The sequence below is a fragment of the Microvirga arabica genome (genome assembly GCF_016811235.1).
Taxonomy (GTDB): domain Bacteria; phylum Pseudomonadota; class Alphaproteobacteria; order Rhizobiales; family Beijerinckiaceae; genus Microvirga; species Microvirga arabica.
Genome location: NZ_JAFBID010000047.1, coordinates 23,739 through 47,940, shown reverse-complemented (window position 1 = coordinate 47,940; position 24,202 = coordinate 23,739). Strand labels below are relative to the sequence as shown.

Genomic DNA, 24,202 nt, shown 5'->3' with positions numbered 1-24,202 from the left:
GACATGGCTCCGTGGCTGCGGGACAATCCCGTCCTCCCATGCTCCACCGGGGAGCACGGCCGGTCCATGCCATTAGAGCTTCCCGCGCGTGTGGCGGAAATCGCAGCCAGCGAGGCCGCTGGCAAGCCGCTAGAGATTGGGTTTGCCGATGAGGCGCGGATCGGCCAGAAGAACAAGATCACGCGGCGGTGGGCCCGGCGCGGCACCCGTCCCTCGGCGCCCCGGGATCCGAGGACGGCCTCGACCTACATCTTCGGGGCGATCTGCCCAGCCCTGGGCAAAGCCGCTGGCCTGGTGCTGCCGCGCTGCACGACCGAGGCGATGACGCTGCATCTGGCCGAGATCGCGCAAGCGTTGGCGCCCGGAGCGCACGCGCTGCTGCTGTTGGACCAAGCGGGCTGGCATGTCTCGCGCAAACTGAAGGTGCCCTCCAACATCACCCTGGTGCCGCTGCCGGCGAAAGCGCCTGAGTTAAACCCGGTAGAGAACATCTGGCAGTATCTGAGGGAGAACTGGATTTCCAACCGGATCTTCACATCCTACACGGATATTCTCGATCACTGCTGCGAGGCCTGGACCAAGCTCGTGGATCAGCCCTGGACCATCATGTCCATCGGCCTGCGTGATTGGGCACACGAGTTCTGATCAGTGAGACTTGGTATAACAGGCGGGAGGGCCAGTTCATATGCCGACAGTATTCCTGGATTGCGACGGCGTCCTGGCGGATTTCGACAAGGGCGCTGCCCAGATTTTCGGCATGCCGCCCGCAGAGTACGAGCGCCGGTTCGGGCTAAAGCGCTTCTGGTCGGAGCTTGCCTCCGCCAAGGATTTCTTCAACAGCCTGGAGCCCCTGCCCGACGCCATGGAGCTGTTTGAGGCCGTGAGGCACCTTAATCCCGTGATCCTGACCGGCCTGCCCCGCGGCAACTGGGCCGAGCCGCAGAAACGGCGCTGGGCCGAGCGGCACTTCCCGGATATCGAGGTCATCACAACGACCGCTGCCCTCAAGCGCGAGCATTGCCGCCCCGGCGATGCGCTGGTCGATGATCGAGACAAGTACCGTCACCTCTGGGAGGGGGCGGGGGGCGTCTTCATTCACCACAGGAATGCAGCCGCTTCCATCCGAAGTCTTCGGGAACACGGCTTCATCTGAGACGATTTCGCTTCACTCCGAAGCTATCTTCCGCTCAAGCCCGGCTTTCACCGCAGGCCACTCGTCTCGGACAATGCTGTAGACCGCCGTATCGCGGATATGCCCGTCTGGCATGATCATGTGCTGGCGCAGGATGCCGTCGAGCTTGGCACCGAGGCGCTCGATAGCGGCGCGGGACTGATCGTTGAGCCGATGCGTCCGCAGTTCCACGGCGTTGCAGCCCAGCCCCTCGAAGGCATGCTGCAGCATGAGGAACTTCGCATGGGTGTTGACGAAGGTCCGCTGCCAGGATTTGGCAATCCAGGTGGTGCCGATCTCGACCCGGTGATTGGCGGCATCGATGTTCATGTAGCGGGTCGAGCCGACCACCCGGCCGCCCTCATTGACGACGGTCGTGAAGGGCAGCGCCAAGCCGGCTTCCTGCAATTCCAGAGCTTTCTGCACATAAGCGTCGAAACCCTCCGGCCGCGGCACCGTCGTGGTCTTCTTCTCCCAGAGTTCGCCGTCGCCGGCAGCCTCGGCCAGCGCTGGAATGTCGGAGGGGCTCAGGGGCCGCAGGGTGAGACGGTCCGTCGAGAGGGTTACGGGCTCGATATGCAGCATGAGGAAGTGCCTTTATCCGATCTGCTGCTTTGTCCCTGATTCAGAGCGAGCCTGCAACGGCCAAGGCGGCATCAGGAGGCGATGGGCCTCCTGATGTGATTGTCGGCAGCCGATGCGTTCCCCGTCAGCCCAGCAGATAAACGATGCCCGGCAGGCTCACCGCGAGAGCGGCCAGCGCCCAGGCGCCCAAAGCCGATTCCCAGGCGACGTTGCCGGTGGCGTTCCGCAATCTCTGTGCGCAGGTCGAAGCGTCCATCGTGCGTCCGCTGAGGCACGAGCAGAGGGCGTAATGCGCCTGCCCGTCCGAGAGCGCGAAATAGCGCATGGCATCGCCGAGCCTGTCGCTTGCAAGGCCATCGGCACGCAGGACCGGGTCCTCGTAAGCGACCGTGAGCGGAGAGTTGTCCTCTCGGATCAATGCCCTCTCGGACGGCGGCTTGTACTCGATCTCACCAAGGGAGTTCAGGGAGCGTTTCGGATCGCTTTCGAGCAGGTCGATCCAACGCTGAAGTCGTTCTTCACGGGACAAAGGTCTCGGCTGAACGTCGGCTACGCTACGGAGCTGATCAAGATGCTTGTGTTCCATCGATCTCCCTCCTTGCCGAGCATCGGACCCAAAGTGAGAGCCACGTTTGGACCGATCCGATGCTCGATCCTTGCACTCAGACGACCGGATGTCCGAGTGAGACACCCGATGCTGCGCCTGCCGCGCGGCGAAAGTGCGACAGGGTGGGAGATCGAACTTGTCTCAGCTAGGATGGAAGCCTCACGCATGAACGGAGCAGGGCTATGGCAGCAGGCGCGGACAACAGCGGTGGGCAGCACAGGCCACTATGGAGAATGGCGCCTTGGATGATCGCCGCGCTCCTCCTCCTGCTGCTGCCGCTCGCCGCGATGCTGTTCACCGATGAGATCGACTGGGACGAGACCGACTTCATTGTGTTCGGCGCCATGCTGTTCGGCGCCTGCGGGGTCTACGAGCTGGCGGCAAGGATGACGGGAAGCACCGCCTACCGAGCCGCCGTCGGTGTTGCGGTCGTGGCCGCCTTCATTCTCATCTGGATGAACCTTGCCGTCGGCATCATCGGATCCGAGGACAACCCGGCCAACCTGATGTACGCGGGAGTGCTCGCCCTTGCGCTTCTCGGCAGCCTCATCGTGCGTTTCCGGCCTCACCGCATGGCGCAAGTTTTTATCGCGACGGCGCTTGCTCAAGTTCTGGTCGGGATCATCGCGCTGAGCGCGGGTCTAGGCTCCACCGGGGCGAACTGGCCACGGGTGATCGTGGTCCTGACCGGGTTCTTTTCCGCCCTATGGCTTCTATCGGCCTGGCTGTTCCGCAGAGCCGCACGGGAGCCCACTTCCGCGAGCTCCACGCCGTAGGTTCGGGGTATCGACGAGACGACTTAGTCTTCCGGCGCCTCGACGATAGGATCGTATTGGCTCGTATCCAGGCCCAGCAGGTTGAAGCTCTGCTGCATGTGCGGCGGCAGCGGCGCCGTTACATCGATGGGCTTGCCCGTCCGCGGATGGGCGATAACGATGCGGCGCGCCAGAAGATGCAGCTTGTTCTGGATGCCGCCCGGCAGCTCCCAGTTCTCGATATCGAAATATTTCGGATCGCCCACGATCGGATGGCCGATATGCGCCGCATGGGCACGCAGCTGATGCGTGCGCCCGGTGACCGGCTTCAGGGACAGCCAGGCGAGCTTCTGCGCCGCAGTGTCGATGACGGCGTAATAGGTCAGCGCATGGCTTGCCCCTTCATCGCCGTGCTGGGCCACCCTCATGCGCGCGTCGCCCTCATCGCCTTCCTTAGCGAGATAGGTCGACACTCTGCCCTGCCGCACGCGCGGCACTCCAGCGACGAGCGCCCAGTAGATCTTGCGCGTGGTGCGGGCGCGGAACGATTTCGCCATGGTAGACGCGGCAAAGCGCGTCTTAGCGATCACGAGGCAGCCGGCCGTATCCTTGTCCAGGCGATGCACGAGGCGCGGCTTCTGCCCATCTTCGCCGGTGAGAGAATCGAGCATCCCATCCACATGCCGCTTCGTGCCGGAGCCGCCCTGAACGGCAAGCCCCATCGGCTTGTTGATGATGAGGACGTCCTTGTCCTCATAAAGCGTGATCGACTTGAGGAAGTCGCGGTCGTCTTGGTCCTTGGCCGCGCTGCGGGCCATCGGCCGCGGCTGGTCGAGCTTGAGCGGCGGCACCCGGACCTTCTGGCCGGCCACAAGCCGCTCGTTGGGCTGAGCCCGCTTCCCATCGATGCGCAGCTCGCCTTTACGGACGATGCGCTGGATATGCGTGAAGGCCAGCTGCGGGAACCGCGCGACCAGGAAGCGGTCAACGCGCATGTCGGCCTCGTCGGGCTCGACCACGAGGGTCTGCACGCCGGTCGCCAGAACCTCCTGGGCTTCCGCCCTGGCTTGCGCGCGCGTCTGGCGCGGAGCCTCCGTAATCGCGGGCTTTGTTTGCGGCCGTGCCGCGGCGGGTTTCTCTCGCACGGCTGAGGGCGCCCGCGTCTTGGCCGCAGCCGACTTCACGCCGCGCGGCTCCGCCGGGGCCGTCTTGCGCGCGGGCTTATCATCGCGCGAGCGAAAACCCTGTCGTGAGCCCGACCGCCCGCCACGGGCACCATTCTGTCCTGAACCGCTTTTTCTCATGATCCGTGGGTACCAGAGCGTCGCGCGGGCGGCAATCAGGGTTTAGGCTGTCAATGTTCGGATCAGTGCGAGACCGGCAAGCAGCGCGGCGATCGAGAGAACCACTGAGCCGATCACGTAAGCCGCAGCAAGCCCCATCTGACCCCGCTCCCAGATCACCACCGCATCAAGGGAAAAAGCAGAGAAGGTGGTGAAGCCGCCCAGAATCCCGGTGGTCAGGAACAGGCGCAAGGGCTGGCTCCATTCCTCGCCTACCTTGAAGGCGAACCAAGCGGCGATGGCACCCATAAGGAAAGAGCCGACGACGTTCACCGTCAGCGTCCCCCATGGGAACGCCGTTCCGCAGAGTCGAGCACAGCCGACATTCACCCCATGGCGCAGGGCTCCGCCGATGCCGGCGCCGAGGAAGACAAGAAGATGGGAAGACATGCAGTGAAGCTAGCAGCCGGCCTTCTGCTTGAACAAGGCCAGATCGCGTTCGACGCTCTCCAGATCCTGCCCCTTCACTTGCGCGACGAGCCGGCAGGCCTCGTCGCGATCTCCAGTCTGCAGGGTTGCCCAAGCCAGGTTCATGCGCGGCACAGCCCAGTCGGGCGTGTCCCTCACAGCCTGCTCCAGAAGCGGCTTCGCCTCAGCGGGACGGCCTGCGATCAGCAGCGTCCGGCCGTGGTCGGCAGAAAGCGTGGCGGCTGGGGAGTCCATGCGGGCCGCGAGCCGGAACAACTCGTTGGCATAGGTGAAGTCTTTGAACCGGGCGGCCGCGACCATCGCGAAACCGGGGTACACGCCGCTCTGCTGGGGATCGAGGAGATAGGCCTGATTGAAGCGCTTCGCGGCCGTCGCGACATCATTCTCTCCCAGGAAGGCGCGGGTCCCGGCCGTGAGGGTGACCTTCGCCGCCTGGGTCCGGTCCAGGACGCGCTGCAGGACAGCATCGACCAGCTTCTGATCGGCCGCCTTCTGCGCTTCGCTCTTCTCGGCGAAGTTAAAGAAAGGGGCCTCGTTGGCGGCAACGGGGTAGGTTTTCCGGGTCACGCTGACGCCGGGCGCGACCTCGACTCTCTGGGCTTGGGCAAGCGCGGGAAGCGTGCCTCCCAGAAGCCAGACCAAGAGCAGAATCAGTTTCTTCATGTGCGCCTCCCCGTCCGCCCAGGTTATCAGCAGGAGGGCCGTTTCGATACTGGATTACTTTTTGCGCTCCCGCCTCAGCTTCTCCCACCAGTCCAGCCGCTTGCGGACCTCCCGTTCGAAGCCGCGGTCGACCGGCTCGTAGAACGAGTGCCGCCCGAGCTTGTCCGGCCAGTAATCTTGCCCTGAGAAGGCGTCCGGCTCATCGTGATCGTAGGCGTAGCTCTCGCCATACCCGATCTGCTTCATGAGCTTGGTCGGAGCGTTCAGGATGGTCTTGGGCGGCATGAGAGAGCCGTGCTCCTTGGCCACCCGCGTGGCGGACTTGTAGGCCACGTAAAGGGCGTTCGATTTCGGCGCGGTGGCGAGATAGACCGTGGCCAGGGCCAGCGCCAGCTCCCCTTCCGGCGAGCCTAGGAAGTCGAAAGCATCCTTCGCCGCATTGGCGATGACCAGCGCCTGCGGATCGGCCATGCCGATGTCCTCCACGGCTGCCCGCACCAGCCGGCGGGCGATGAAGAGCCGATCCTCGCCGGCATCGAGCATGCGGGTCAGGTAGTAGAGCGCCGCATCAGGATCAGAGCCGCGGATGGTCTTGTGCAGGGCAGAGATGAGGTTGTAGTGCCCCTCCTGCCCCTTGTCGTAGATCGGCGCGCGGCGCTGGATGATCTCCTGCAGCTGCTCCGCATCGAACACCTCGCCGGGCTTGGCCGAGCGCCAGACCTCCTCCGCCAGCGTCAGAACGGCACGCCCGTCACCGTCGGCCATGCGCACGAGGGACGCCCTCGCCTCCTCGTCGAGCGGCAGGCTCTTGCCCGTGATCTCCTCGGCCCGAGCCAGGATCTTCTGGATCGCCTCCTCGTCGAGAGACTTGAACAGGAGCACCCGAGCCCGGGAGAGGAGCGCGGCGTTCAGCTCGAAGGACGGGTTCTCGGTGGTGGCTCCGACCAGGGTGATCGTGCCGTCCTCCATGACCGGCAGGAAGGCGTCGAGCTGAGCCCGGTTGAAGCGGTGGATCTCGTCGACAAAGAGCAGCGTGCCCGTGCCCATAGACCGGCGGTGCCGGGCGGCCTCGAATACCTTCTTGAGGTCCGCGACGCCGGAGAAGATCGCGGAGATCTGGTCGAAATGCAGGTCCGTCTCGTGGGCCATCAGGCGCGCCACGGTTGTCTTTCCGGTGCCGGGCGGGCCCCAGAAGATCAGCGAGCCGAGGGACTTCGAGGTGATGAGCCGAGTGAGGATGCCGTCCGGCCCCACCAGATGGTCCTGGCCGACCACCTCGGACAGCTCTGTCGGCCGCATCTTGTCCGCGAGCGGACGGGGCGCGTTCTGGTCGAGGCCGGCGGAGGAAAACAGGTCGCTCATGATGATCAGGGACTCAGGATTGTCCCGTCATCCATACCCGATCCACACGCCGCCGTCGCGTTTAACGGCCAAGCACGGTCGTGAAGGTCCGCCCGCCGCGGCTGACGGTGATCTCCCAGTAACCGCCGTTCCGGTTGATCAGGCGATCCGCATCCCGCGTGTTGGCAACGCGCTCACCGTTGATGGCAACAATCTGATCGCCCTTCTCGAAGCCGACGCTGGCAGCGACGCTGCGCTCCTCCAGCTCGGCTACGACCACACCGTCGTCGGCCACCTCGATCTGCAGTTCGTCGGCCACAGCCGGCGACATGTTGACGAGGGTCGCGCCGGCAAACGGCGTCCGCCCACGGCTGCGCACCGGATCCCGCGGCGGATCCTCGGGCGGCGGCATGAGCCGCACCTGGATCAAGGTCCGCTTGCCGCTCCGCAGAATGGTCAACGGCGCCTGCCCCTGGGTTCCTTTGAGGGTGAAGCGGTAGCCGAAGGAGTCCGGATTATCGACCGCCTGTCCGTCGACTTCCAGGATAGCGTCACCGCGCTTGAGGCCCGCTTCGGCGGCCGGCCCCCTCTCATAGACGGCCGTAACCAGAACGCCGGCCGGGCGCTCCAGGCCGAGCCCGCTGGCAATGTCGCCGTCAACAGGTTGAAGGCGCGCGCCGAGCCACGGCCGCACCACGTTCTTGGCGCCGCCCTTGGCAGAATTGAGCACCACCCGGACCATGCTGGACGGCACGGCAAATCCGATGCCGATGCTGCCGCCCGAGCGGGAATAGATCGCCGTATTGATGCCCACCACCCGACCGTTCATGTCGATGAGGGCACCGCCCGAGTTGCCCGGGTTAATGGCCGCATCCGTCTGGATGAAGAACTGGTAGTCGGAGATGCCGACCTGGGTTCGTGCCAGGGCCGAGACGATGCCCTGCGTCACCGTCTGACCCACTCCGAACGGATTGCCTATGGCGAGCACGATGTCGCCCACCTGCAGGGCCTCAGAGTCGCCCAGCTCCACAGATTGGAGGTTCGTGGCGTCTTTGAGCTTGAGCACGGCGATATCCGTACGGGAATCGCGCAGCAGGATGTCGGCCTCGAACTCACGGCGGTCGGCCAGCGCCACCTTCACCTCGTTCATGTTCTCGATCACGTGGTTGTTCGTAATGACGAGGCCTGAGGGATCGACGATGACGCCCGAACCGAGGGAGCTCTGGGACCGGCCGCGCGGCACGCCGGGCGCGTTGTCGCCGAAGAAGCGGCGGAAATACTCCTCGATGGCGGCATTCTGCCGACGGTCGTTCCGCTTGGCATAGACGTTCACCACCGCCCCGGCCGTCTGCCGGACGACTGGCGCGAAGGAGAGCTGAACCTGGGCTTTGCTCTCGGGCACGACCCGCTGGGTCTGGGCCTGCGCTCCGTTTCCAATGGCGAGCGCGATGACGGTAACGGCAAGGCGAAGCAGCGAAAAGCGCATGGCCACGAATCCTTCGATCAGCGATGCCTTTCGATAAAGCGCAGCGCACGAAAGTCCAAGTTCCAGGCGGAATATAGGGAATACCGCCCGCAAACGAAAAGGGCGGCCCGAGGGCCGCCCTTGATCAAATCGCCTGCGCCGAGAATTACTCAGCGGCCTCGATGATTTCTTCCTTCATGGTCGGACCCGAATCCTGACCGCGCGCATCCACGTCGCGGTCCACGAACTCGATCACCGCCAGCGGGGCGTTATCGCCGTAGCGGAAGCCGGCCTTCAGGACGCGGGTATAGCCGCCGTTGCGGTCGCCGTAGCGCTTGCCGAGCACGTCGAAGAGCTTCTTGACCATGGCTTCGTCGCGCAGCTTCGACATGGCGAGGCGGCGGGCATGCATGTCACCGCGCTTGCCGAGGGTGATCAGCTTCTCGACGACCGGACGCAGGTCCTTGGCCTTCGGGAGCGTCGTGACGATCTGCTCGTGCTTGATCAGCGCAGCCGCCATATTGGCGAACATGGCCTTGCGGTGTTCGGTCGTGCGGTTGAAGCGACGACCACGGAATCCGTGACGCATTGGCTTTCTCCTAAATCTTCCGGCCGCCGTGCCAAGGGACGGACCGTCTCTCTTTTGATCCGCCGGTTTCCGGCGGGGCTTGATCGAAGCCGCCCATCACGGATGAGGAGCGGCCTCGGAATTCTCAGTAGTGCTCTTCGAAGCGCTTCGCGAGGTCTTCGATGTTCTCCGGCGGCCAGCCCGGCACGTCCATGCCGAGGTGCAGGCCCATTCCGGCCAGAACTTCCTTGATCTCGTTGAGCGACTTGCGGCCGAAGTTCGGGGTACGGAGCATTTCCGCCTCGGACTTCTGAATCAGGTCACCGATATAAACGATGTTGTCGTTCTTCAGGCAGTTCGCCGAACGGACCGACAGCTCAAGCTCGTCGACCTTCTTGAGGAGCGCCGGGTTGAACGGAAGCTGCGGCGCAGCGGCGGCAGCCTCTTCCTTGCGGGGCTCTTCGAAGTTGACGAAGACCTGGAGCTGATCCTGCAGGATGCGGGCAGCATAGGCCACGGCATCCTCAGGGGTCACGGCGCCGTTGGTCTCAACGGTCATGATCAGCTTGTCGTAGTCGAGGATCTGGCCCTCACGGGTGTTCTCGATCCGATAGGAGACCTTCTTGACCGGGCTGTAGAGCGAGTCGACAGGGATCAGGCCGATGGGGGCGTCCTCGCTGCGGTTGCGCTCGGCGGGAACGTAGCCCTTGCCGGTGTCGACCGTGAACTCCATGCGGATCTCGGCGCCCTCGTCGAGGGTGCAGAGAACGAGCTCGGGGTTCAGGATCTGAACGTCGCCGACCGTGTTGATGTCACCAGCCGTCACGGCGCCAGGGCCGGTCTTGCGGAGCGTCATGCGCTTGGCGCCCTCGCCCTGCATCTTGATGGCGATCGTCTTCACGTTGAGGACGATGTCCGTCACGTCCTCACGGACGCCCGGGATGGAGGAGAACTCGTGCAGCACGCCGTCGATATGGATTGCCGTGACGGCAGCGCCCTGGAGGGACGACAGCAGGACGCGACGCAGGGAGTTGCCGAGCGTCGTGCCGAAGCCACGCTCAAGCGGCTCCGCAACGACCGTCGCAATGCGCTTCGGATCGTCGCCCGGGGAGACTTCGAGCTTGTTGGGCTTAATCAGCTCTTGCCAGTTCTTTTGGATCACAACCACACCTCATGAGGTACGGCTTGAAGGGAGGCGTTTGGGGCCAGCCCTTTAAACCGGAACGCGCGTGGGCTTTGGACCCACGCGCCGGATAACCTTAGACGCGGCGACGCTTACGCGGGCGGCAGCCATTGTGCGGGATCGGCGTCACGTCACGGATCGACGTGACGGTGAAGCCGGCCGACTGGAGGGCACGCAGGGCGGACTCACGGCCGGAGCCGGGGCCGGATACCTCGACCTCGAGGGTGCGCATGCCGTGCTCGGCAGCCTTGCGGGCAGCGTCTTCAGCGGCAATCTGAGCCGCATAGGGGGTCGACTTGCGCGAACCCTTGAAACCCATCGCGCCGGCCGAGGACCACGAGATCGTGTTGCCCTGGGCGTCCGTGATGGTGATCATGGTGTTGTTGAACGAGGCGTTCACATGCGCCACGCCGGAAACGATGTTCTTGCGTTCGCGGCGGCGGACGCGGGTAGCTTCTTTAGCCATTCCAAAGATCCTTCAAGCGCGCCCGTCATGCCAGGCGCTCGGGAGAAAGGGCCACCCGCCAGGGGTGGCCGCAAAACCTTACTTCTTCTTGCCGGCGATCGGCTTCGCCTTGCCCTTGCGGGTGCGGGCGTTCGTGTGGGTGCGCTGGCCACGGACCGGAAGGCTGCGGCGGTGGCGCAGGCCACGATAAGCAGCAAGATCCATCAGGCGCTTGATGTTCATGGACACTTCGCGGCGCAGGTCGCCCTCGACGATATAGTCGCGGTCGATGGTCTCGCGGATGGCCAGAACCTCGGCGTCGGTCAGCTGGTTCACGCGGCGCTCGGCCGGGATGTCGACCTTCTCGACGATCTCCTGGGCCTTCTTGGGCCCAATGCCGTGGATATACTGAAGCGCGATCACAACGCGCTTGGCAGTCGGGATATTGACGCCTGCTATACGGGCCATCGTCCGTCTCCATGTGGGAAGCAAAAGCTTCAGGTTATGATTATCGCGCGTCCGGTGGAGGCCGGCCCCTGCGCGGGTTCCTTATGCGAAAAACACAACAATCCAGAGCGGCCTCTCAGGAAGCCCTCTGGATATGCAGGTTCTTGTGCAAGAGCTTGCCCCTAACGGAAACTAACCCGTCCGTCAAGCCCCTGCCCTTCAGCGACCGAGGATTTCCCTGATCGCCTGGGTCACGTCGTCGATGGGCTTCATGCCATCGACGGTCTTCAGCATGCCCGTGCGCTCGTAATAGGCCGAGAGCGGGGCCGTCTGATTTCTGTAGGCGTCGAGCCGGGTCTTGAAGACCTCCGGATTGTCGTCCTTGCGGACGGGTTCGCCACGGGCCTCGGTCTCCTGGGCCCGCTTGACGATCCGTTCGACCAGCTCGGTCTCATTGACCTTGAACTCGATGACGGCGTCGAGCTTCAGGCCCTTGTCCGCCAGCATCTGGTCGAAAGCTTCGGCCTGCGCAACGGTCCGCGGGAACCCGTCGAGGATGAAGCCGCTCTTGGCGTCCTGCTCCTCGATCCGGTCTGCGATGATGCCGACGACGATGTCGTCCGACACCAGCTCACCCCGGTCCATGACGGCCTTGGCCTTGAGGCCCACCGGCGTGCCGGCGGCCACGGCTGCGCGGAGCATGTCGCCGGTGGAGAGCTGGGGAGTCCCCAGCCGCTCGACCAGACGCACGGCCTGAGTGCCTTTACCGGCCCCCGGCGGCCCCAGCAGGATGATCCTCATCGACGCCCCCCCTGACTTCGTCGAGAATGCTCGCCATGAGGCGAGATGTCTAACCTTAGCGTCTGCGCGCGCCTTTGAGCTTCGCCTTCTTGACGAGGCCCTCATACTGGTGAGCCAGCAAATGACCGTGCACCTGCGCAACCGTGTCCATGGTAACAGACACGACGATCAGAAGCGAAGTGCCGCCAAAGTAGAATGGCAAGGCCGCATAAGACACCAGCAGTTCGGGAATCAGGCAGATAATCACCAGGTAAATCGCGCCCAGCACCGTGATGCGGGTGAGAACCTGGTCGATGAAGTCAGCCGTCCGCTCGCCGGGGCGAATGCCCGGAATGAACCCGCCCTGCTTCTTCAGGTTGTCCGCCGTTTCCGTCGGATTGAACACGATGGCAGTGTAGAAGAAGGCGAAGAACACGATCAGCGCCGCATACAAGAACATGTAGGCGGGACGTCCATGGGCGAGATAGGCTGTCAGCGTGGAAATGACTCCCGTCCCGTCAGCGTTGCTCTGGAAGCTGGCGATGGTCGCCGGCAGCAGGAGCAGCGAGGAGGCGAAGATCGGGGGAATCACTCCCGAGGTGTTCAGCTTGAGCGGCAGGAACGAGGTCTGGCCCTCATACATCCGATTGCCGACCTGGCGCTTCGGGTAGTTGATGAGGAGACGGCGCTGGGCCCGCTCCATGAACACCACAAAGTAGATGATGGCGATGGCCATGACGATCACGCCGATGATCAGGCCCGTCGAGATCGCGCCTTGGCGACCGAGCTCGAGGGTTCCGGCGATCGCCGACGGGAGATTGGCCACGATACCGGCGAAGATGATCAGCGACGTGCCGTTGCCGATGCCGCGGGACGTGATCTGCTCGCCCAGCCACATGAGGAACATGGTGCCGCCGGTCAGGGTGATCACGGACGAGATCAGGAAGAACGGACCGGGCGCATCCACGATCGTGCCGGAGCTCTGCAGGCCCACCGCGATGCCCCAGGACTGGAACACGGCCAGCATCACCGTGAGATAGCGGGTGTACTGGTTGAGGATCTTGCGGCCGGCCTCCCCTTCCTTCTTGAGCGCCTCGAGAGACGGCAGGACGGAGGTGAGCAGCTGGATGATGATCGAGGCCGAGATGTACGGCATGATGTTCAGGGCGAAGATCGCCATGCGCTCCACGGCGCCGCCCGAGAACATGTTGAACAGGCCGAGCACGCCTCCGCTGGCGTTCTGGAAGCTCTGCGCCAGGGCCTCGGGGTTGATGCCGGGCAGCGGGATGTAGGTGCCAAGACGATAGACGATGAGGGCGCCCAGGGTGAACCAGATGCGCTTCTTCAGCTCATCGGCCTTGGCGATGGCGCCGAAATTGATGTTTGCCGCAAGTTGTTCGGCTGCTGAGGCCATATTGGTGTCCCCGAAATACTTGAACCGTGACGGTCATCACGCAAACGGCGGCCACGCGATCATACCGCGGGCCGCCGCTTGGATCTTAGTCAATGTGGGCGCTGGCTCACGCCTGCGCAACGCCACCCAGCAGGGTGACAGAGCCACCAGCCTTCTCGATCGCTTCGACGGCCGACTTGGAGGCGCCGTGGACCTGGAAAGAAAGCTTCGTCTTGAGCTCGCCGACGCCGAGGATCTTCACGCCGTCGCGCGGCTTGGAGACCACACCGGCAGCCACCAGCGACTCGACCGTGACGGCAGCGCCCTTGTCGAGCTTGCCGGCTTCGATCGCCTGCTGGATGCGGCCGACATTGACCTCGTTGAGGTCGATCTGGTTCGGCTTGTTGAAGCCGCGCTTCGGCAGACGACGGTGCAGAGGCATCTGACCGCCTTCGAAGCCCTTGATGGACACGCCGGTACGGGCCTTCTGACCCTTCACGCCGCGACCACCGGTCTTGCCCTTGCCGGAACCGATACCACGGCCGACACGCATGCGGTTCTTGGTAGAACCTTCGTTGTCACGAATTTCGTTGAGTTTCATGACGCTCTCCTCACTGCCCGTCGACAACGCGCACGAGGTGCTTGACCTTTTCGATCATGCCGCGAACTGCCGGCGTGTCTTCCAAGGTCGAAGTACGGTGAAGCTTGTTGAGCTTGAGACCGATCAGCGTCTGACGCTGCTTAGCCTCGCGGCGGATCGGCGAACCGATCTGCTCAACGGTGACGGTGGATGCTGCAGCAGCAGGCTTCTTTGCCATGGTTACAGCCTCCCTTACGCTTCAGCGCCAGCGGCTTCGCTGGTATCGGCGTCGCGGCGGCGAGCCTGCAGCGTCGAGACCTTGAGGCCACGGCGAGCAGCGACCGAACGCGGGCTATCCTCGTTCTTGAGCGCATCGAAGGTTGCGCGGACGAGGTTGTACGGGTTCGACGAGCCGAGCGACTTGGCAACCACGTCCTGCATGCCCACCACCTCGAAGACGGCGCGCATTGGGCCGCCGGCGATGATGCCGGTACCCTGGGGAGCGGCACGGAGCACGACCTTGCCGGCGCCGTGGCGGCCGTTTACGTCGTGATGGAGAGTGCGGCCTTCGCGCAGGGCAACGCGGATCATGGAGCGCTTGGCAGCGTCCGTGGCCTTGCGGATGGCTTCAGGCACTTCACGGGCCTTGCCGTGACCGAACCCGACGCGACCCTTCTGGTCGCCGACGACGACGAGAGCAGCAAAGCCGAAGCGACGGCCGCCCTTCACCACCTTGGCGACACGGTTGATGTGGACCAGGCGGTCCACGAATTCGCTGTCGCGGTCTTCGCGATCAGCACGTTCTCTTGGTTCTCTAGCCATGAGACCTCTCACTTGCGCGGGCGGCGGGCCCGCTCGCTAAGGGTTGCTTGGATTAAACCCGCCGTTAGAAGTCCAGACCGCCTTCACGGGCAGCGTCGGCCAGAGCCTTGACGCGGCCGTGATAGAGGTAGCCCGAACGGTCGAAGATGACCTGCTTCACGCCGGCAGCAACCGCGCGCTCAGCCACGAGCTTGCCCACTTCCTTCGCCGCATCGACGGTGGCGCCGGTCTTGAGCTTGCCCTTCAGGTCAGCCTCAAGGGTCGAAGCCGCAGCAACCGTATGGCCGCGCACGTCGTCGATGATCTGGGCATAGATCTGCTTGGACGAACGGAACACCGACAAACGCGGACGACCACTCGCTGCCTTCTTGATCGCACGGCGCACACGAGCCTTGCGGCGATCTTCAGCGCCTTTCTTCTCAGCCATGATACGTCGTCCTTACTTCTTCTTGCCTTCCTTGCGGAAGATGAACTCGTTGGCATACTTGACGCCCTTGCCCTTGTAGGGCTCCGGACCGCGGTATTCGCGGATCTCGGCGGCGGTCTGACCAACGACCTGCTTGTCTATGCCGGCTACGACGACTTCCGTCGGCTTCGGCGTCGTGATCGTCACGCCGGCCGGAATCGCGTAGTCGATGTCGTGGCTGTAGCCGAGCGACAGCTTCAGCACCTTGCCGGCAACGGCGGCCTTGTAGCCGACGCCGTTGATCTCGAGGCGCCTCTCGAAGCCCTTGGACACGCCTTCGACCAGGTTCGCCACCTGGGCGCGGGACATGCCCCACTTCGCACGGGCCGTCTTGGACTCGTCGCGCGGGTTCACCGACACGGCGCCGTCCTCGAAAGCAACAGACACTTCTTCGGGAACGAGGAACGAGAGTTCGCCCTTCGAGCCCTTAACCTTCACCATCTGACCGTCGACGGTCGCCGTCACACCTGACGGAACCGGAACGGGCTTCTTGCCTACTCGTGACATTTTCGAATCCTCGTGGTTCTGTGCGGGTGCCTGGCCTTAGAAGACCTTGCAGAGCACTTCGCCGCCCACGTTCTTCTCACGGGCCTCATGATCGGCCATCACGCCCTGGGGCGTCGAGAGAATGGTGATGCCGAGACCGTCGGCCACGCGAGGCATGGTGTCGACGGAAGCATACACGCGGCGGCCCGGCTTGGAGACGCGCTCGATGGAGCGGATCACCGGTTGGCCGTCATAGTACTTGAGCTCGATCGAGAACTCGGTCCGGCCATTGCCGAACTCGGTCTGCGAGTAGTCGCGGATGTAGCCCTCGGACTTGAGGACTTCGAGAACGCGAGCGCGCAGCTTCGAGCCAGGGGTGGAAACGGTACCGCGACGGCGCATCTGCGCGTTGCGGATACGGGTGAGCATATCGCCCAACGGATCGTTGATCATATGATGCCCTCCCTTACCAGCTGGACTTCACGAGGCCCGGAATCAGGCCCTTGTTGCCAAGCTCGCGCAGAGCGATACGGGACATGCCGAGCTTGCGGTAGTAAGCGCGCGGGCGGCCCGTGGTCTCGCAACGGTTGCGGATGCGGGTCGGGCTCGCGTTGCGCGGCAGCTCGGCCAGCTTGAGGCGCGCCTCGAAGCGCTCCTCCATGGACTTCGACTCGTCGTTGGCGATCGCCAGGAGGCGCTCGCGGCGGCCGGCGAACTTCTTCACCAGCTCACGACGGTGCTTGTTCTTCTCAATAGCGCTTTTCTTAGCCATGCTTTTATCTCCAGTGTCCGCGTTTGAGGACAGTTATCCTCACTGCCGGAACGGGAAGTTGAAGTGACGCAGCAGGGCGCGGGCTTCGTCGTCAGTCTTCGCCGTGGTGGTGATGATGACGTCCATGCCCCAAACCTGCTCGACCCTGTCGTAATTGATCTCAGGGAACACCAGGTGCTCCTTGATACCCATTGCGTAGTTGCCGCGGCCGTCGAACGACTTCGGGTTCAGGCCCCGGAAGTCGCGGACGCGCGGGAGCGCGATAGTCACGAAGCGGTCAAGGAATTCGTACATGCGAGCCTTGCGCAGCGTAACCTTGGCACCGATCGGCATGTTCTCGCGGACCTTGAACTGCGAGATAGCCTTGCGGGCCTTCGTGATCACCGGCTTCTGGCCGGCGATGAGAGCGAGATCGGCAGCGGCGACCGAAGCCTTCTTCGAATCCGCAGTCGACTCGCCAACGCCCATGTTGAGGACGATCTTCTCGATCGCCGGCACTTCCATGGGGTTCTTGTAGCCGAATTCTTCAATCAGCTTCGGACGCACCACTTCCTCGTAGTGCTTCTTCATCCGCGGCGTGTAGCCGTCCACCTGAGCCTTAGCCATCGATCAGGTCTCCCGAACGCTTGGCGAAACGAACCTTGCGGCCGTCTTCGAGAACTTTGAAACCAACCCGGGTCGGCTTGCCGTCCTTCGGGTCTGCGTAGGCCAGGTTCGACAGGTGGATAGCAGCCTCCTTCGAGACGATGCCGGCCTCCTGGTTCGCGGTCTGGCGCTGGTGGCGCTTCACGACGTTCACGCCGCGGACAACCGCGCGCTCTTCCTTCGGAAGCACCTGGACAACTTCACCGGTCTTGCCCTTGTCGCGACCGGTCAGGACGACGACCTTGTCGCCCTTCTTGATCTTCGCGGCCATTAGAGCACCTCCGGCGCAAGCGAAATGATCTTCATGTGGTTCTTGGCACGCAGTTCACGGGGAACGGGGCCGAAGATACGGGTGCCGACCGGCTCCTTCTGATTGTTGATCAGAACGGCGGCGTTACGGTCGAAACGGATGACCGAACCGTCAGCGCGGCGGATGTCCTTGGCGGTGCGCACGACGACCGCCTTCATGACGTCGCCCTTCTTCACGCGGCCGCGCGGGATAGCTTCTTTCACGGATACGACGATGATATCGCCCACGGAAGCGTACTTACGCTTCGAACCGCCGAGAACCTTGATGCACATCACGCGACGGGCGCCGGAATTGTCGGCGACGTCAAGATTCGTCTGCATCTGGATCATGGCTTTGATCCTTTCCTTTGTTTCAGACAGGTTTCCGGGCCAAGGCACGATTGCCCCCCGGACTACGCCTGACGGGGATCTGATGTCCCCTGCCCTTCAAATGTCGAGAGAGGCGGTCGTATACACGAACCGCCCCTATCGGACAACCCCAAAAGAAAGCTTTTTAGGCCTTCGCTTGGTCGACGAGCACCCAGGTCTTGAGCTTGGAGAACGGCTTGGTCTCTTCGATGAAGACCTGGTCGCCCACCTTGGCATTGTTGTTCTCGTCATGAGCATGGTAGTTCTTCGTCTTACGCACGGTCTTTTTCAGAACCGGGTGCGTAAAGCGACGCTCCACCTTCACGACGACCGTCTTGTCCTGCTTATCGCTGACAACGACGCCCTGCAAAACGCGCTTTGGCATCTTGATTTCCTCTTAGGCCTTGGCCGCAGCGGCCTTCTGGCGCTGCAGTGTCTTAACGCGGGCGACATCCCGACGGACCTCACGGACGCGTCCGGTGTTCTCGAGCTGGCCCGTGGCGCGCTGGAAGCGGAGGTTGAACTGCTCCTTCTTCAGGTTCAGCAGCTCATCCGACAGCTGGTCGGCGGACATTGCCTTAAGGTCAGAGAATCTCTGCTTTGACTTCATGATCCCCTCCTTACTCAGCAATGCGCTGGATGAAGCGCGTCTTGATCGGAAGCTTCGCAGCGCCGAGGCGCAGGGCCTCACGAGCGATATCCTCCGGGACGCCGTCGATCTCGAACATGATACGGCCAGGCTTCACCTTGGCCGCCCAGAACTCGGGAGCGCCCTTACCCTTACCCATACGCACTTCGGTCGGCTTCGACGACACCGGCACGTCCGGGAAGATGCGGATCCACACCCGTCCCGCGCGCTTCATGGCGCGGGTGATGGCGCGGCGGGCCGCCTCGATCTGGCGAGCGTTGACACGCTCGGGTTCCATCGCCTTCAGGCCGAACTGGCCGAAGTTGAGGTCCGTGCCGCCCTTCGCAGTGCCGGAAATGCGGCCCTTGAACTGCTTACGGAACTTGGTTTTCTTCGGTTGCAACATGGCAAACCTCTCCTGACCTCTCGGTTACGCCGCTTGCTCGCGGCGGCCACCGGAGCGGCCTCCTTCGTCGTTCATCCGCTTGTCCTGGGCCATCGGATCGTGCTCAAGGATTTCGCCCTTGAAGATCCAGACCTTGATGCCGCAGGTGCCATAGGTCGTGAAAGCCGTGGACGTTCCGTAATCCACGTCCGCACGCAGCGTGTGCAGCGGAACGCGGCCCTCGCGGTACCACTCCAGGCGGGCGATTTCAGCGCCACCCAGACGGCCCGAGCAGTTGATACGGATGCCCTCGGCGCCCAGACGCATCGCCGACTGAACGGCACGCTTCATGGCGCGGCGGAACGCAACGCGGCGCTCGAGCTGCTGGGCGATGGAATCGGCCACCAGCGTCGCGTCGACTTCCGGCTTGCGGACTTCGACGATGTTGATCGCCACATCCGCGTCGGTCATCTTGGCGACGAGCTTGCGGAGCTTCTCGATGTCGGCACCCTTCTTGCCGATCACCACGCCCGGACGACCCGAGTGAATGGTGACGCGGCACTTCTTGTGCGGACGCTCGATCACGATCTTCGAAACGGCGGCCTGCTTCAGCTGCTTCATCAGCGCTTCGCGGATCGCCATATCCTCGTGCATCAGCTTGGCGTACTCGCCCTTGCCGGCGAACCAGCGCGAGTCCCAGGTCCGGTTGATGCCGAGCCGAAGACCGATCGGGTTAACTTTCTGACCCATCTGGTTCTCCTTTATGCCTGTTCGGCAACTTCCCGAACCACGATCGTGAGGTTCGAGAACGGCTTTTCGATACGAGCACCCCGGCCACGGGCCCGGGCGTGGAAGCGCTTCATGACAAGCGCCTTGCCGACGAAGGCCTGGCTGACGACGAGATCGTCCACATCGAGGTTGTGGTTGTTCTCGGCGTTGGCAATGGCGCTCTCGAGGCACTTCTTCACATCGCGAGCGATGCGCTTGCGGGAGAACTCGAGATCGGCGAGAGCCGCAGAAACCTTCTTGCCGCGGATAAGGGCCGCAACAAGGTTGAGCTTCTGGGGGCTGACGCGCAGCATGCGAGCGACGGCTTGTGCCTCTGTGTCGCTCAGTGCGCGAGGAGTCGCGGCCTTACCCATCTTACTTCCTCTTCGCCTTCTTGTCCGCCGCGTGGCCGTGGAAGGTGCGGGTCGGCGAGAACTCGCCGAACTTGTGACCCACCATTTCCTCGCTCACGTTGACGGGAATGTGCTTCTGACCGTTGTAGACCCCGAACGTGAGGCCCACAAACTGCGGGAGGATCGTGGAGCGGCGGCTCCAGATCTTGATAACCTCGTTGCGGCCCGAGGAACGGGCAGCCTCGGCCTTCTTGAGGAGGTAGCCGTCGACGAACGGACCCTTCCAAAGCGAACGTGCCATGACGTGCCTCTATCCTTACTTCTTCCGAGCGTGACGGCTCGACACGATGAACTTGTCGGTCCGCTTGTTCGAACGGGTTTTCTTGCCCTTGGTCGGAACGCCCCATGGGGACACCGGATGGCGACCACCGGAGGTGCGGCCCTCACCACCACCGTGCGGGTGGTCGATCGGGTTCATGGAAACGCCGCGGTTGTGCGGACGCTTGCCAAGCCAGCGGTTACGACCAGCTTTACCGATCGAGGTGTTCATGTGGTCCGGGTTCGACACCGCACCGACGCTGGCGAAGCACTGGCCATGGACCAGACGCTGCTCGCCGGAGTTCAGGCGGACCGTCACGTAGCCCTGGTCACGACCCACGATCTGGGCGTAGGTGCCGGCGGAGCGGGCGAGTGCGCCACCCTTGCCGACCTTCAGCTCCACATTGTGGATGATCGTTCCCACCGGCATGTTGCCGATTGGCATTGCGTTGCCCGGCTTGATGTCGACCTGCTCGCCGGCCGACACCTGATCGCCGACAGCCAGACGCTGCGGTGCCAGGATGTAGGCTTGCTCGCCGTCAGCGTAGCCGATGAGCGCGATGAAGGCGGTGCGGTTCGGATCGTACTCGATCCGCTCCACGGTCGCCACATCGCCCAGACGGGCACGACGCTTGAAGTCGACCAGGCGCAGGGTGCGCTTGTGACCACCGCCACGGAAGCGGACGGTCACGCGACCCAGGTTGTTGCGGCCGCCGGAGGAACTCTTGCCCTCCGTCAGCTTCTTGACCGGCTTGCCCTTGTAGAGCTCGCTGCGGTCGACGATCACCAGCTGGCGCAGGCCGGGGGTGATTGGTTTGAATGTTTTCAAAGCCATCGGATCACTCTCTCAACCGATCAGAGGCCCGTCGTGACGTCGATGGTCTGGCCCTCAGCGAGGGTTACAACCGCCTTCTTCACGTCCGACCGCTGGCCGCGGGTGCCGCGGAACATCTTCACTTTGCCTTTGGTGAGGATCGTATTCACGCTCTTCACCTTGACATCGAACAGCTTCTCAACCGCTTCCTTGATCTGCGGCTTCGTCGCATCCAGTCTAACCTTGAAGACGACCTTGTTCTGTTCGGACAGGGCCGTGGCCTTCTCGGTGATGACCGGGCTTACGATCACATCGTAATGGCGCGGATCCAGGCTCATTTGAAGCGCGCCTCCAGCGCATCGACAGCCGACTTCGTGAGAACGAGCTTCTCGCGACGCAGGATGTCATAGACGTTGATGCCCTGCACCGGCAGGACGTCGATGTTCGGGATGTTGCGAGCAGCCCGCTGGAAGTTCGTCTCGATCTCAGCGCCGCCGATGATCAGGGCGTTGCCGAGGCCGAGCTTGCCGAAGCGCTCGACGAGAGCCTTCGTCTTCGGCTCGGAGAGCTTCACGTCGTCGATCACAACGAGGGAAGAATCCTTGGCCTTGGACGAGAGCGCATGCTTCAGGGCGAGAGCGCGGACCTTCTTGGGCAGGTCGTGCGCATGGCTGCGGACCTGCGGACCGAAGGCACGACCGCCACCCCGGAACTGGGGAGCGCTCGCGGCGCCGTGGCGGGCGCTGCCGGTGCCCTTCTGCTTGTAGACCTTCTTCGTGGTCCGATCGATGAGCGAGCGGTTCTTCACGGCGTGCGTGCCGGCCTGGCGCTTCGCGAGCTGCCAGCGGACGCAACGGGCCAGAAGATCGGCGCGCGGCTCGAGACCAAAGATGGCCTCGTTCAGGTCGACCGAACCTGCGGTGTTGCCCTCAAGCGTGGTGACATCAAGTTTCATCACGCATTCTCCTCTTGGGCCTGCTCAGCCTGGGCGGCCGGCGCAGCATCGTTGGCCGTGCGGAACTTGCCGGGCATCGGCACTTCGGCAGGCAGCTTGCGCTTCACCGCGTCGCGGACGAAGATCCAGCCGCCGGCAACGCCGGGAACGGCGCCTTCGACGAGGATCAGACCGCGCTCGACGTCGGTCGACACAACGCGCAGGTTCTGCGTCGTGACGCGCTCGACACCCAAGTGACCCGGCATCTTCTTGTTCTTGAACGTCTTGCCCGGATCCTGGCGTCCGCCGGTCGAACCGATCGAGCGGTGGGAGACCGACACGCCGTGCGTGGCGCGCAGTCCGCCGAAGTTCCAGCGCTTCATGCCGCCCGCGAAGCCCTTACCGGTGGTGATGCCCGTGACGTCCACGAACTGACCGGCAATGAAGTGATCAGCGGTGATCTCTGCGCCGACCGGGATGACAGCATCCTCGGAGACGCGGAACTCCGCGAGCTTGCGCTTCGGCTCGACCTTGGCGATGGCAAAATTGCCGCGCTCGGCCTTCGAAACGTTCTTCACCTTGGCCTTGCCGACGCCGACCTGCAGCGCGGTGTAGCCGTTCTTTTCCTTGGTTCGGTGGGCGACGACCTGGCAGCTGTCGACCTTCAGAACCGTGACGGGGATGTGTTCGCCGGCATCCGTGAAGATGCGGGTCATCCCGACTTTCTGTGCAATGACGCCTGAGCGCATGTGCGTATCCTCTCGGCGTGTCTACCGAAAGCTCCTAGCCAAACGGCTTAGAGCTTGATTTCCACGTCCACACCAGCAGCGAGATCGAGCTTCATAAGGGCATCAACCGTCTGCGGGGTGGGGTCCACGATATCGAGAACACGCTTGTGAGTGCGCATCTCGAACTGCTCGCGCGACTTCTTGTCGATGTGCGGCGAGCGAAGCACCGTAAAGCGCTCGATGCGCGTCGGCAGCGGGATGGGCCCGCGAACCTGAGCGCCGGTCCGCTTCGCAGTCGACACAATTTCCCGTGTCGAAGCGTCGAGGATCCGATGGTCGAACGCCTTAAGGCGAATACGAATGTTTTGACCGTTCATGGCTTATCCATTCAACAAGGGAAGCGGCCGAGCCGTAACCCGGCCGCTGTCCTTTGATCCTCTAAAAAATCAATCCATCACGGCGGCGACGACGCCGGCGCCGACGGTCCTGCCGCCCTCACGGATGGCGAAGCGCAGCTTCTCCTCCATGGCGATCGGCGCAATCAGCGTCACCTCCATGGTGATGTTGTCGCCCGGCATCACCATCTCGGTGCCCTCCGGCAGCGTCACCACGCCCGTCACGTCCGTCGTGCGGAAGTAGAACTGCGGACGGTAGTTGCCGAAGAACGGCGTATGACGACCGCCCTCTTCCTTCGTCAGGATGTAGGCCTCGGCCTTGAACTTCGTGTGCGGCTTGATCGAGCCCGGCTTGCACAGCACCTGGCCGCGCTCCACGTCCTCGCGCTTCGTGCCGCGCAGCAGCACGCCCACGTTGTCGCCCGCCTGGCCCTGGTCGAGCAGCTTGCGGAACATCTCGACGCCCGTCACCGTGGTCTTCACGGTGTCGCGCAGACCCACGATCTCCACTTCCTCGCCGACCTTCACGATGCCGCGCTCCACGCGGCCCGTCACCACCGTGCCGCGACCCGAGATCGAGAACACGTCCTCGATCGGCATCAGGAACGGCTGGTCGATCGGACGCTCCGGCTGCGGGATGTAGGCATCCACCTCGGCCATCAGCTTGAGAACCGCATCGCGGCCGATCTCAGGCTGGCGATCCTCGAGAGCGCAAAGAGCCGAGCCCTTCACGATCGGAATGTCGTCGCCGGGGAAGTCGTACTTCGACAGAAGCTCGCGCACCTCGAGCTCAACCAGGTCGAGCAGTTCGGCGTCGTCGACCATGTCGACCTTGTTCATGAACACCACCAGGGCAGGCACGCCCACCTGGCGGGCCAGCAGGATGTGCTCGCGGGTCTGCGGCATCGGGCCGTCGGCCGAGGACACCACCAGGATCGCGCCGTCCATCTGGGCCGCACCCGTGATCATGTTCTTCACGTAGTCGGCGTGGCCGGGGCAGTCCACGTGGGCATAGTGACGGTTGGCCGTCTCGTACTCCACGTGCGCCGTGGAGATCGTGATGCCGCGCGCCTTCTCTTCCGGCGCCTTGTCGATCTGGTCATACGCCGTAAACTGCGCGCCGCCAGACTCCGCCAGAACCTTCGTGATCGCCGCCGTCAGAGACGTCTTGCCATGGTCCACGTGACCAATCGTCCCAATGTTGCAGTGCGGCTTAGTCCGCTCAAACTTTTCCTTCGCCATCGTGGCACCCGTTCCTTTGATCGTTCAAATTTCG

Annotated in this window: 38 protein-coding genes; 3 read left to right on the top strand and 35 right to left on the bottom strand. The window is 63.4% G+C overall.

Annotation, left to right across the window (positions count from 1 at the left end):
- A partial coding sequence (locus JQC81_RS20565) for an IS630 family transposase (RefSeq protein WP_246520552.1) occupies window positions 1-645 on the top strand: 645 nt, incomplete at its 5' end.
- 40 nt (window positions 646-685) lie between these two features.
- Entirely contained in the window at window positions 686-1,153 is a 468-nt protein-coding gene (locus tag JQC81_RS20560) for a 5' nucleotidase, NT5C type (RefSeq protein WP_203273630.1), read from the top strand.
- Between the two features lie 12 nt (window positions 1,154-1,165).
- Here JQC81_RS20560 and JQC81_RS20555 read toward each other — a convergent pair whose 3' ends face one another.
- Together JQC81_RS20555 and JQC81_RS20550 are read right to left on the bottom strand one after the other, a co-directional pair.
- Entirely contained in the window at window positions 1,166-1,756 is a 591-nt protein-coding gene (locus tag JQC81_RS20555) for a GNAT family N-acetyltransferase (RefSeq protein ID WP_203273629.1), read from the bottom strand.
- A 124-nt stretch (window positions 1,757-1,880) separates the two neighbouring features.
- Entirely contained in the window at window positions 1,881-2,342 is a 462-nt protein-coding gene (locus JQC81_RS20550; protein WP_203273628.1) for a hypothetical protein, read from the bottom strand.
- Window positions 2,343-2,545: 203 nt separating this feature from the next.
- Between JQC81_RS20550 and JQC81_RS20545 the strand changes: the two genes are divergently transcribed.
- The gene (locus JQC81_RS20545; RefSeq protein ID WP_203273627.1) at window positions 2,546-3,139 is read left to right on the top strand and encodes a hypothetical protein; all 594 of its coding nucleotides are present in this window, start codon (window positions 2,546-2,548) and stop codon (window positions 3,137-3,139) included.
- Between the two features lie 23 nt (window positions 3,140-3,162).
- On the opposite strand, the gene JQC81_RS20540 is transcribed toward JQC81_RS20545, so the two are convergent.
- The 33 genes from JQC81_RS20540 to tuf form a co-directional block, all read right to left on the bottom strand.
- Entirely contained in the window at window positions 3,163-4,422 is a 1,260-nt protein-coding gene (locus tag JQC81_RS20540; RefSeq protein ID WP_203273626.1) for an RluA family pseudouridine synthase, read from the bottom strand.
- 42 nt (window positions 4,423-4,464) lie between these two features.
- Window positions 4,465-4,851: a fluoride efflux transporter CrcB gene (crcB, locus tag JQC81_RS20535; protein ID WP_203273625.1), complete on the bottom strand. Its 387-nt coding sequence runs from the start codon at window positions 4,849-4,851 to the stop codon at window positions 4,465-4,467.
- A gap of 9 nt (window positions 4,852-4,860) precedes the next feature.
- Complete coding sequence (locus JQC81_RS20530) at window positions 4,861-5,553, bottom strand: tetratricopeptide repeat protein (protein WP_203273624.1); 693 nt, start codon at window positions 5,551-5,553, stop codon at window positions 4,861-4,863.
- Window positions 5,554-5,607: 54 nt separating this feature from the next.
- A complete protein-coding gene (locus JQC81_RS20525) occupies window positions 5,608-6,915 on the bottom strand; it encodes a replication-associated recombination protein A (RefSeq protein WP_203273623.1) in 1,308 nt (435 codons plus the stop codon).
- Window positions 6,916-6,976: 61 nt separating this feature from the next.
- Window positions 6,977-8,380, bottom strand: a complete 1,404-nt coding sequence (locus JQC81_RS20520; RefSeq protein ID WP_203273622.1) for a Do family serine endopeptidase — start codon at window positions 8,378-8,380, stop codon at window positions 6,977-6,979.
- A 145-nt stretch (window positions 8,381-8,525) separates the two neighbouring features.
- Window positions 8,526-8,948 (bottom strand): 50S ribosomal protein L17, encoded by a 423-nt coding sequence (gene rplQ / locus JQC81_RS20515; RefSeq protein WP_203273621.1) that lies wholly within the window; start codon window positions 8,946-8,948, stop codon window positions 8,526-8,528.
- Window positions 8,949-9,072: 124 nt separating this feature from the next.
- Window positions 9,073-10,095 carry a DNA-directed RNA polymerase subunit alpha gene (locus JQC81_RS20510; RefSeq protein WP_376772425.1) on the bottom strand — a complete coding sequence of 341 codons (1,023 nt, stop codon included), beginning with the start codon at window positions 10,093-10,095 and terminating at the stop codon, window positions 9,073-9,075.
- 91 nt (window positions 10,096-10,186) lie between these two features.
- On the bottom strand, window positions 10,187-10,576 hold the full coding sequence (rpsK, locus tag JQC81_RS20505; RefSeq protein ID WP_009764323.1) for a 30S ribosomal protein S11: 390 nt from the start codon (window positions 10,574-10,576) through the stop codon (window positions 10,187-10,189).
- A gap of 78 nt (window positions 10,577-10,654) precedes the next feature.
- On the bottom strand, window positions 10,655-11,023 hold the full coding sequence (gene rpsM, locus JQC81_RS20500; protein WP_203273619.1) for a 30S ribosomal protein S13: 369 nt from the start codon (window positions 11,021-11,023) through the stop codon (window positions 10,655-10,657).
- A 198-nt stretch (window positions 11,024-11,221) separates the two neighbouring features.
- The gene (locus tag JQC81_RS20495) at window positions 11,222-11,803 is read right to left on the bottom strand and encodes an adenylate kinase (protein ID WP_203273618.1); all 582 of its coding nucleotides are present in this window, start codon (window positions 11,801-11,803) and stop codon (window positions 11,222-11,224) included.
- A 55-nt stretch (window positions 11,804-11,858) separates the two neighbouring features.
- Window positions 11,859-13,196, bottom strand: a complete 1,338-nt coding sequence (secY, locus tag JQC81_RS20490; protein ID WP_203273617.1) for a preprotein translocase subunit SecY — start codon at window positions 13,194-13,196, stop codon at window positions 11,859-11,861.
- Between the two features lie 106 nt (window positions 13,197-13,302).
- Window positions 13,303-13,776, bottom strand: a complete 474-nt coding sequence (gene rplO, locus JQC81_RS20485; protein WP_203273616.1) for a 50S ribosomal protein L15 — start codon at window positions 13,774-13,776, stop codon at window positions 13,303-13,305.
- 10 nt (window positions 13,777-13,786) lie between these two features.
- Complete coding sequence (rpmD, locus tag JQC81_RS20480) at window positions 13,787-13,993, bottom strand: 50S ribosomal protein L30 (RefSeq protein WP_199047545.1); 207 nt, start codon at window positions 13,991-13,993, stop codon at window positions 13,787-13,789.
- A 14-nt stretch (window positions 13,994-14,007) separates the two neighbouring features.
- Window positions 14,008-14,577 (bottom strand): 30S ribosomal protein S5, encoded by a 570-nt coding sequence (rpsE, locus tag JQC81_RS20475; RefSeq protein ID WP_203273615.1) that lies wholly within the window; start codon window positions 14,575-14,577, stop codon window positions 14,008-14,010.
- A gap of 64 nt (window positions 14,578-14,641) precedes the next feature.
- On the bottom strand, window positions 14,642-15,004 hold the full coding sequence (gene rplR, locus JQC81_RS20470; protein ID WP_203273614.1) for a 50S ribosomal protein L18: 363 nt from the start codon (window positions 15,002-15,004) through the stop codon (window positions 14,642-14,644).
- Between the two features lie 12 nt (window positions 15,005-15,016).
- Window positions 15,017-15,550 carry a 50S ribosomal protein L6 gene (rplF, locus tag JQC81_RS20465; protein WP_203273613.1) on the bottom strand — a complete coding sequence of 178 codons (534 nt, stop codon included), beginning with the start codon at window positions 15,548-15,550 and terminating at the stop codon, window positions 15,017-15,019.
- 36 nt (window positions 15,551-15,586) lie between these two features.
- The gene (gene rpsH, locus JQC81_RS20460; protein ID WP_036352993.1) at window positions 15,587-15,982 is read right to left on the bottom strand and encodes a 30S ribosomal protein S8; all 396 of its coding nucleotides are present in this window, start codon (window positions 15,980-15,982) and stop codon (window positions 15,587-15,589) included.
- Between the two features lie 13 nt (window positions 15,983-15,995).
- Complete coding sequence (rpsN, locus tag JQC81_RS20455) at window positions 15,996-16,301, bottom strand: 30S ribosomal protein S14 (RefSeq protein WP_203273612.1); 306 nt, start codon at window positions 16,299-16,301, stop codon at window positions 15,996-15,998.
- Between the two features lie 39 nt (window positions 16,302-16,340).
- Entirely contained in the window at window positions 16,341-16,907 is a 567-nt protein-coding gene (gene rplE / locus JQC81_RS20450) for a 50S ribosomal protein L5 (protein WP_183450873.1), read from the bottom strand.
- The gene (gene rplX / locus JQC81_RS20445; protein ID WP_036352982.1) at window positions 16,900-17,217 is read right to left on the bottom strand and encodes a 50S ribosomal protein L24; all 318 of its coding nucleotides are present in this window, start codon (window positions 17,215-17,217) and stop codon (window positions 16,900-16,902) included. Before rplX ends, rplE begins: the two co-directional genes overlap by 8 nt.
- Window positions 17,217-17,585 (bottom strand): 50S ribosomal protein L14, encoded by a 369-nt coding sequence (gene rplN / locus JQC81_RS20440; protein WP_009764309.1) that lies wholly within the window; start codon window positions 17,583-17,585, stop codon window positions 17,217-17,219. Before rplN ends, rplX begins: the two co-directional genes overlap by 1 nt.
- A gap of 163 nt (window positions 17,586-17,748) precedes the next feature.
- Complete coding sequence (gene rpsQ / locus JQC81_RS20435) at window positions 17,749-17,988, bottom strand: 30S ribosomal protein S17 (RefSeq protein WP_036352979.1); 240 nt, start codon at window positions 17,986-17,988, stop codon at window positions 17,749-17,751.
- 12 nt (window positions 17,989-18,000) lie between these two features.
- Window positions 18,001-18,213: a 50S ribosomal protein L29 gene (gene rpmC, locus JQC81_RS20430; protein WP_027317111.1), complete on the bottom strand. Its 213-nt coding sequence runs from the start codon at window positions 18,211-18,213 to the stop codon at window positions 18,001-18,003.
- A gap of 10 nt (window positions 18,214-18,223) precedes the next feature.
- Complete coding sequence (rplP, locus tag JQC81_RS20425) at window positions 18,224-18,637, bottom strand: 50S ribosomal protein L16 (protein ID WP_036352973.1); 414 nt, start codon at window positions 18,635-18,637, stop codon at window positions 18,224-18,226.
- A gap of 24 nt (window positions 18,638-18,661) precedes the next feature.
- A complete protein-coding gene (gene rpsC / locus JQC81_RS20420) occupies window positions 18,662-19,366 on the bottom strand; it encodes a 30S ribosomal protein S3 (RefSeq protein ID WP_036352970.1) in 705 nt (234 codons plus the stop codon).
- Between the two features lie 11 nt (window positions 19,367-19,377).
- Window positions 19,378-19,758 (bottom strand): 50S ribosomal protein L22, encoded by a 381-nt coding sequence (rplV, locus tag JQC81_RS20415; RefSeq protein ID WP_036352967.1) that lies wholly within the window; start codon window positions 19,756-19,758, stop codon window positions 19,378-19,380.
- Window position 19,759: 1 nt separating this feature from the next.
- Window positions 19,760-20,038 carry a 30S ribosomal protein S19 gene (gene rpsS / locus JQC81_RS20410; protein WP_036352963.1) on the bottom strand — a complete coding sequence of 93 codons (279 nt, stop codon included), beginning with the start codon at window positions 20,036-20,038 and terminating at the stop codon, window positions 19,760-19,762.
- A 15-nt stretch (window positions 20,039-20,053) separates the two neighbouring features.
- A complete protein-coding gene (rplB, locus tag JQC81_RS20405) occupies window positions 20,054-20,890 on the bottom strand; it encodes a 50S ribosomal protein L2 (RefSeq protein ID WP_036352960.1) in 837 nt (278 codons plus the stop codon).
- 20 nt (window positions 20,891-20,910) lie between these two features.
- A complete protein-coding gene (locus JQC81_RS20400; protein ID WP_027317106.1) occupies window positions 20,911-21,207 on the bottom strand; it encodes a 50S ribosomal protein L23 in 297 nt (98 codons plus the stop codon).
- Entirely contained in the window at window positions 21,204-21,824 is a 621-nt protein-coding gene (gene rplD, locus JQC81_RS20395) for a 50S ribosomal protein L4 (protein ID WP_203273611.1), read from the bottom strand. The genes JQC81_RS20400 and rplD overlap by 4 nt, the downstream gene beginning before the upstream one ends.
- Complete coding sequence (rplC, locus tag JQC81_RS20390) at window positions 21,824-22,552, bottom strand: 50S ribosomal protein L3 (RefSeq protein ID WP_203273610.1); 729 nt, start codon at window positions 22,550-22,552, stop codon at window positions 21,824-21,826. Before rplC ends, rplD begins: the two co-directional genes overlap by 1 nt.
- Window positions 22,553-22,599: 47 nt before the next feature.
- Complete coding sequence (gene rpsJ / locus JQC81_RS20385; RefSeq protein ID WP_009764298.1) at window positions 22,600-22,908, bottom strand: 30S ribosomal protein S10; 309 nt, start codon at window positions 22,906-22,908, stop codon at window positions 22,600-22,602.
- Between the two features lie 69 nt (window positions 22,909-22,977).
- Window positions 22,978-24,168 carry an elongation factor Tu gene (tuf, locus tag JQC81_RS20380; RefSeq protein WP_203273609.1) on the bottom strand — a complete coding sequence of 397 codons (1,191 nt, stop codon included), beginning with the start codon at window positions 24,166-24,168 and terminating at the stop codon, window positions 22,978-22,980.
- Between the last annotated feature and the right edge of the window lie 34 nt (window positions 24,169-24,202).

Bases quoted from the DNA above. Each gene is read 5' to 3' on its own strand.
- JQC81_RS20560 (WP_203273630.1), top strand. From the start codon at position 686: ATGCCGACAGTATTCCTGGATTGCGACGGCGTCCTGGCGGATTTCGAC.
- JQC81_RS20525 (WP_203273623.1), bottom strand. From the start codon at position 6,915: ATGAGCGACCTGTTTTCCTCCGCCGGCCTCGACCAGAACGCGCCCCGT.
- rplP (WP_036352973.1), bottom strand. From the start codon at position 18,637: ATGTTGCAACCGAAGAAAACCAAGTTCCGTAAGCAGTTCAAGGGCCGC.
- rpsJ (WP_009764298.1), bottom strand. From the start codon at position 22,908: ATGAACGGTCAAAACATTCGTATTCGCCTTAAGGCGTTCGACCATCGG.
- rpmC (WP_027317111.1), bottom strand. From the start codon at position 18,213: ATGAAGTCAAAGCAGAGATTCTCTGACCTTAAGGCAATGTCCGCCGAC.
- rplO (WP_203273616.1), bottom strand. From the start codon at position 13,776: ATGAAACTCAACGAAATTCGTGACAACGAAGGTTCTACCAAGAACCGC.
- crcB (WP_203273625.1), bottom strand. From the start codon at position 4,851: ATGTCTTCCCATCTTCTTGTCTTCCTCGGCGCCGGCATCGGCGGAGCC.
- rplF (WP_203273613.1), bottom strand. From the start codon at position 15,550: ATGTCACGAGTAGGCAAGAAGCCCGTTCCGGTTCCGTCAGGTGTGACG.
- rplR (WP_203273614.1), bottom strand. From the start codon at position 15,004: ATGGCTGAGAAGAAAGGCGCTGAAGATCGCCGCAAGGCTCGTGTGCGC.
- JQC81_RS20495 (WP_203273618.1), bottom strand. From the start codon at position 11,803: ATGAGGATCATCCTGCTGGGGCCGCCGGGGGCCGGTAAAGGCACTCAG.
- JQC81_RS20555 (WP_203273629.1), bottom strand. From the start codon at position 1,756: ATGCTGCATATCGAGCCCGTAACCCTCTCGACGGACCGTCTCACCCTG.
- rpsS (WP_036352963.1), bottom strand. From the start codon at position 20,038: ATGGCACGTTCGCTTTGGAAGGGTCCGTTCGTCGACGGCTACCTCCTC.
- rpsQ (WP_036352979.1), bottom strand. From the start codon at position 17,988: ATGCCAAAGCGCGTTTTGCAGGGCGTCGTTGTCAGCGATAAGCAGGAC.
- rplE (WP_183450873.1), bottom strand. From the start codon at position 16,907: ATGGCTAAGGCTCAGGTGGACGGCTACACGCCGCGGATGAAGAAGCAC.
- rpsC (WP_036352970.1), bottom strand. From the start codon at position 19,366: ATGGGTCAGAAAGTTAACCCGATCGGTCTTCGGCTCGGCATCAACCGG.
- rplX (WP_036352982.1), bottom strand. From the start codon at position 17,217: ATGGCCGCGAAGATCAAGAAGGGCGACAAGGTCGTCGTCCTGACCGGT.
- rpsH (WP_036352993.1), bottom strand. From the start codon at position 15,982: ATGATCAACGATCCGTTGGGCGATATGCTCACCCGTATCCGCAACGCG.
- JQC81_RS20540 (WP_203273626.1), bottom strand. From the start codon at position 4,422: ATGAGAAAAAGCGGTTCAGGACAGAATGGTGCCCGTGGCGGGCGGTCG.
- rpsE (WP_203273615.1), bottom strand. From the start codon at position 14,577: ATGGCTAGAGAACCAAGAGAACGTGCTGATCGCGAAGACCGCGACAGC.
- rplC (WP_203273610.1), bottom strand. From the start codon at position 22,552: ATGCGCTCAGGCGTCATTGCACAGAAAGTCGGGATGACCCGCATCTTC.
- rpsK (WP_009764323.1), bottom strand. From the start codon at position 10,576: ATGGCTAAAGAAGCTACCCGCGTCCGCCGCCGCGAACGCAAGAACATC.
- tuf (WP_203273609.1), bottom strand. From the start codon at position 24,168: ATGGCGAAGGAAAAGTTTGAGCGGACTAAGCCGCACTGCAACATTGGG.
- rplV (WP_036352967.1), bottom strand. From the start codon at position 19,758: ATGGGTAAGGCCGCGACTCCTCGCGCACTGAGCGACACAGAGGCACAA.
- rplD (WP_203273611.1), bottom strand. From the start codon at position 21,824: ATGAAACTTGATGTCACCACGCTTGAGGGCAACACCGCAGGTTCGGTC.
- secY (WP_203273617.1), bottom strand. From the start codon at position 13,196: ATGGCCTCAGCAGCCGAACAACTTGCGGCAAACATCAATTTCGGCGCC.
- rpmD (WP_199047545.1), bottom strand. From the start codon at position 13,993: ATGGCAAAGAAGCCTGCTGCTGCAGCATCCACCGTCACCGTTGAGCAG.
- JQC81_RS20520 (WP_203273622.1), bottom strand. From the start codon at position 8,380: ATGCGCTTTTCGCTGCTTCGCCTTGCCGTTACCGTCATCGCGCTCGCC.
- JQC81_RS20530 (WP_203273624.1), bottom strand. From the start codon at position 5,553: ATGAAGAAACTGATTCTGCTCTTGGTCTGGCTTCTGGGAGGCACGCTT.
- JQC81_RS20545 (WP_203273627.1), top strand. From the start codon at position 2,546: ATGGCAGCAGGCGCGGACAACAGCGGTGGGCAGCACAGGCCACTATGG.
- rplQ (WP_203273621.1), bottom strand. From the start codon at position 8,948: ATGCGTCACGGATTCCGTGGTCGTCGCTTCAACCGCACGACCGAACAC.
- rpsM (WP_203273619.1), bottom strand. From the start codon at position 11,023: ATGGCCCGTATAGCAGGCGTCAATATCCCGACTGCCAAGCGCGTTGTG.
- rplN (WP_009764309.1), bottom strand. From the start codon at position 17,585: ATGATCCAGATGCAGACGAATCTTGACGTCGCCGACAATTCCGGCGCC.
- rpsN (WP_203273612.1), bottom strand. From the start codon at position 16,301: ATGGCTAAGAAAAGCGCTATTGAGAAGAACAAGCACCGTCGTGAGCTG.
- rplB (WP_036352960.1), bottom strand. From the start codon at position 20,890: ATGGCTTTGAAAACATTCAAACCAATCACCCCCGGCCTGCGCCAGCTG.
- JQC81_RS20400 (WP_027317106.1), bottom strand. From the start codon at position 21,207: ATGAGCCTGGATCCGCGCCATTACGATGTGATCGTAAGCCCGGTCATC.
- JQC81_RS20550 (WP_203273628.1), bottom strand. From the start codon at position 2,342: ATGGAACACAAGCATCTTGATCAGCTCCGTAGCGTAGCCGACGTTCAG.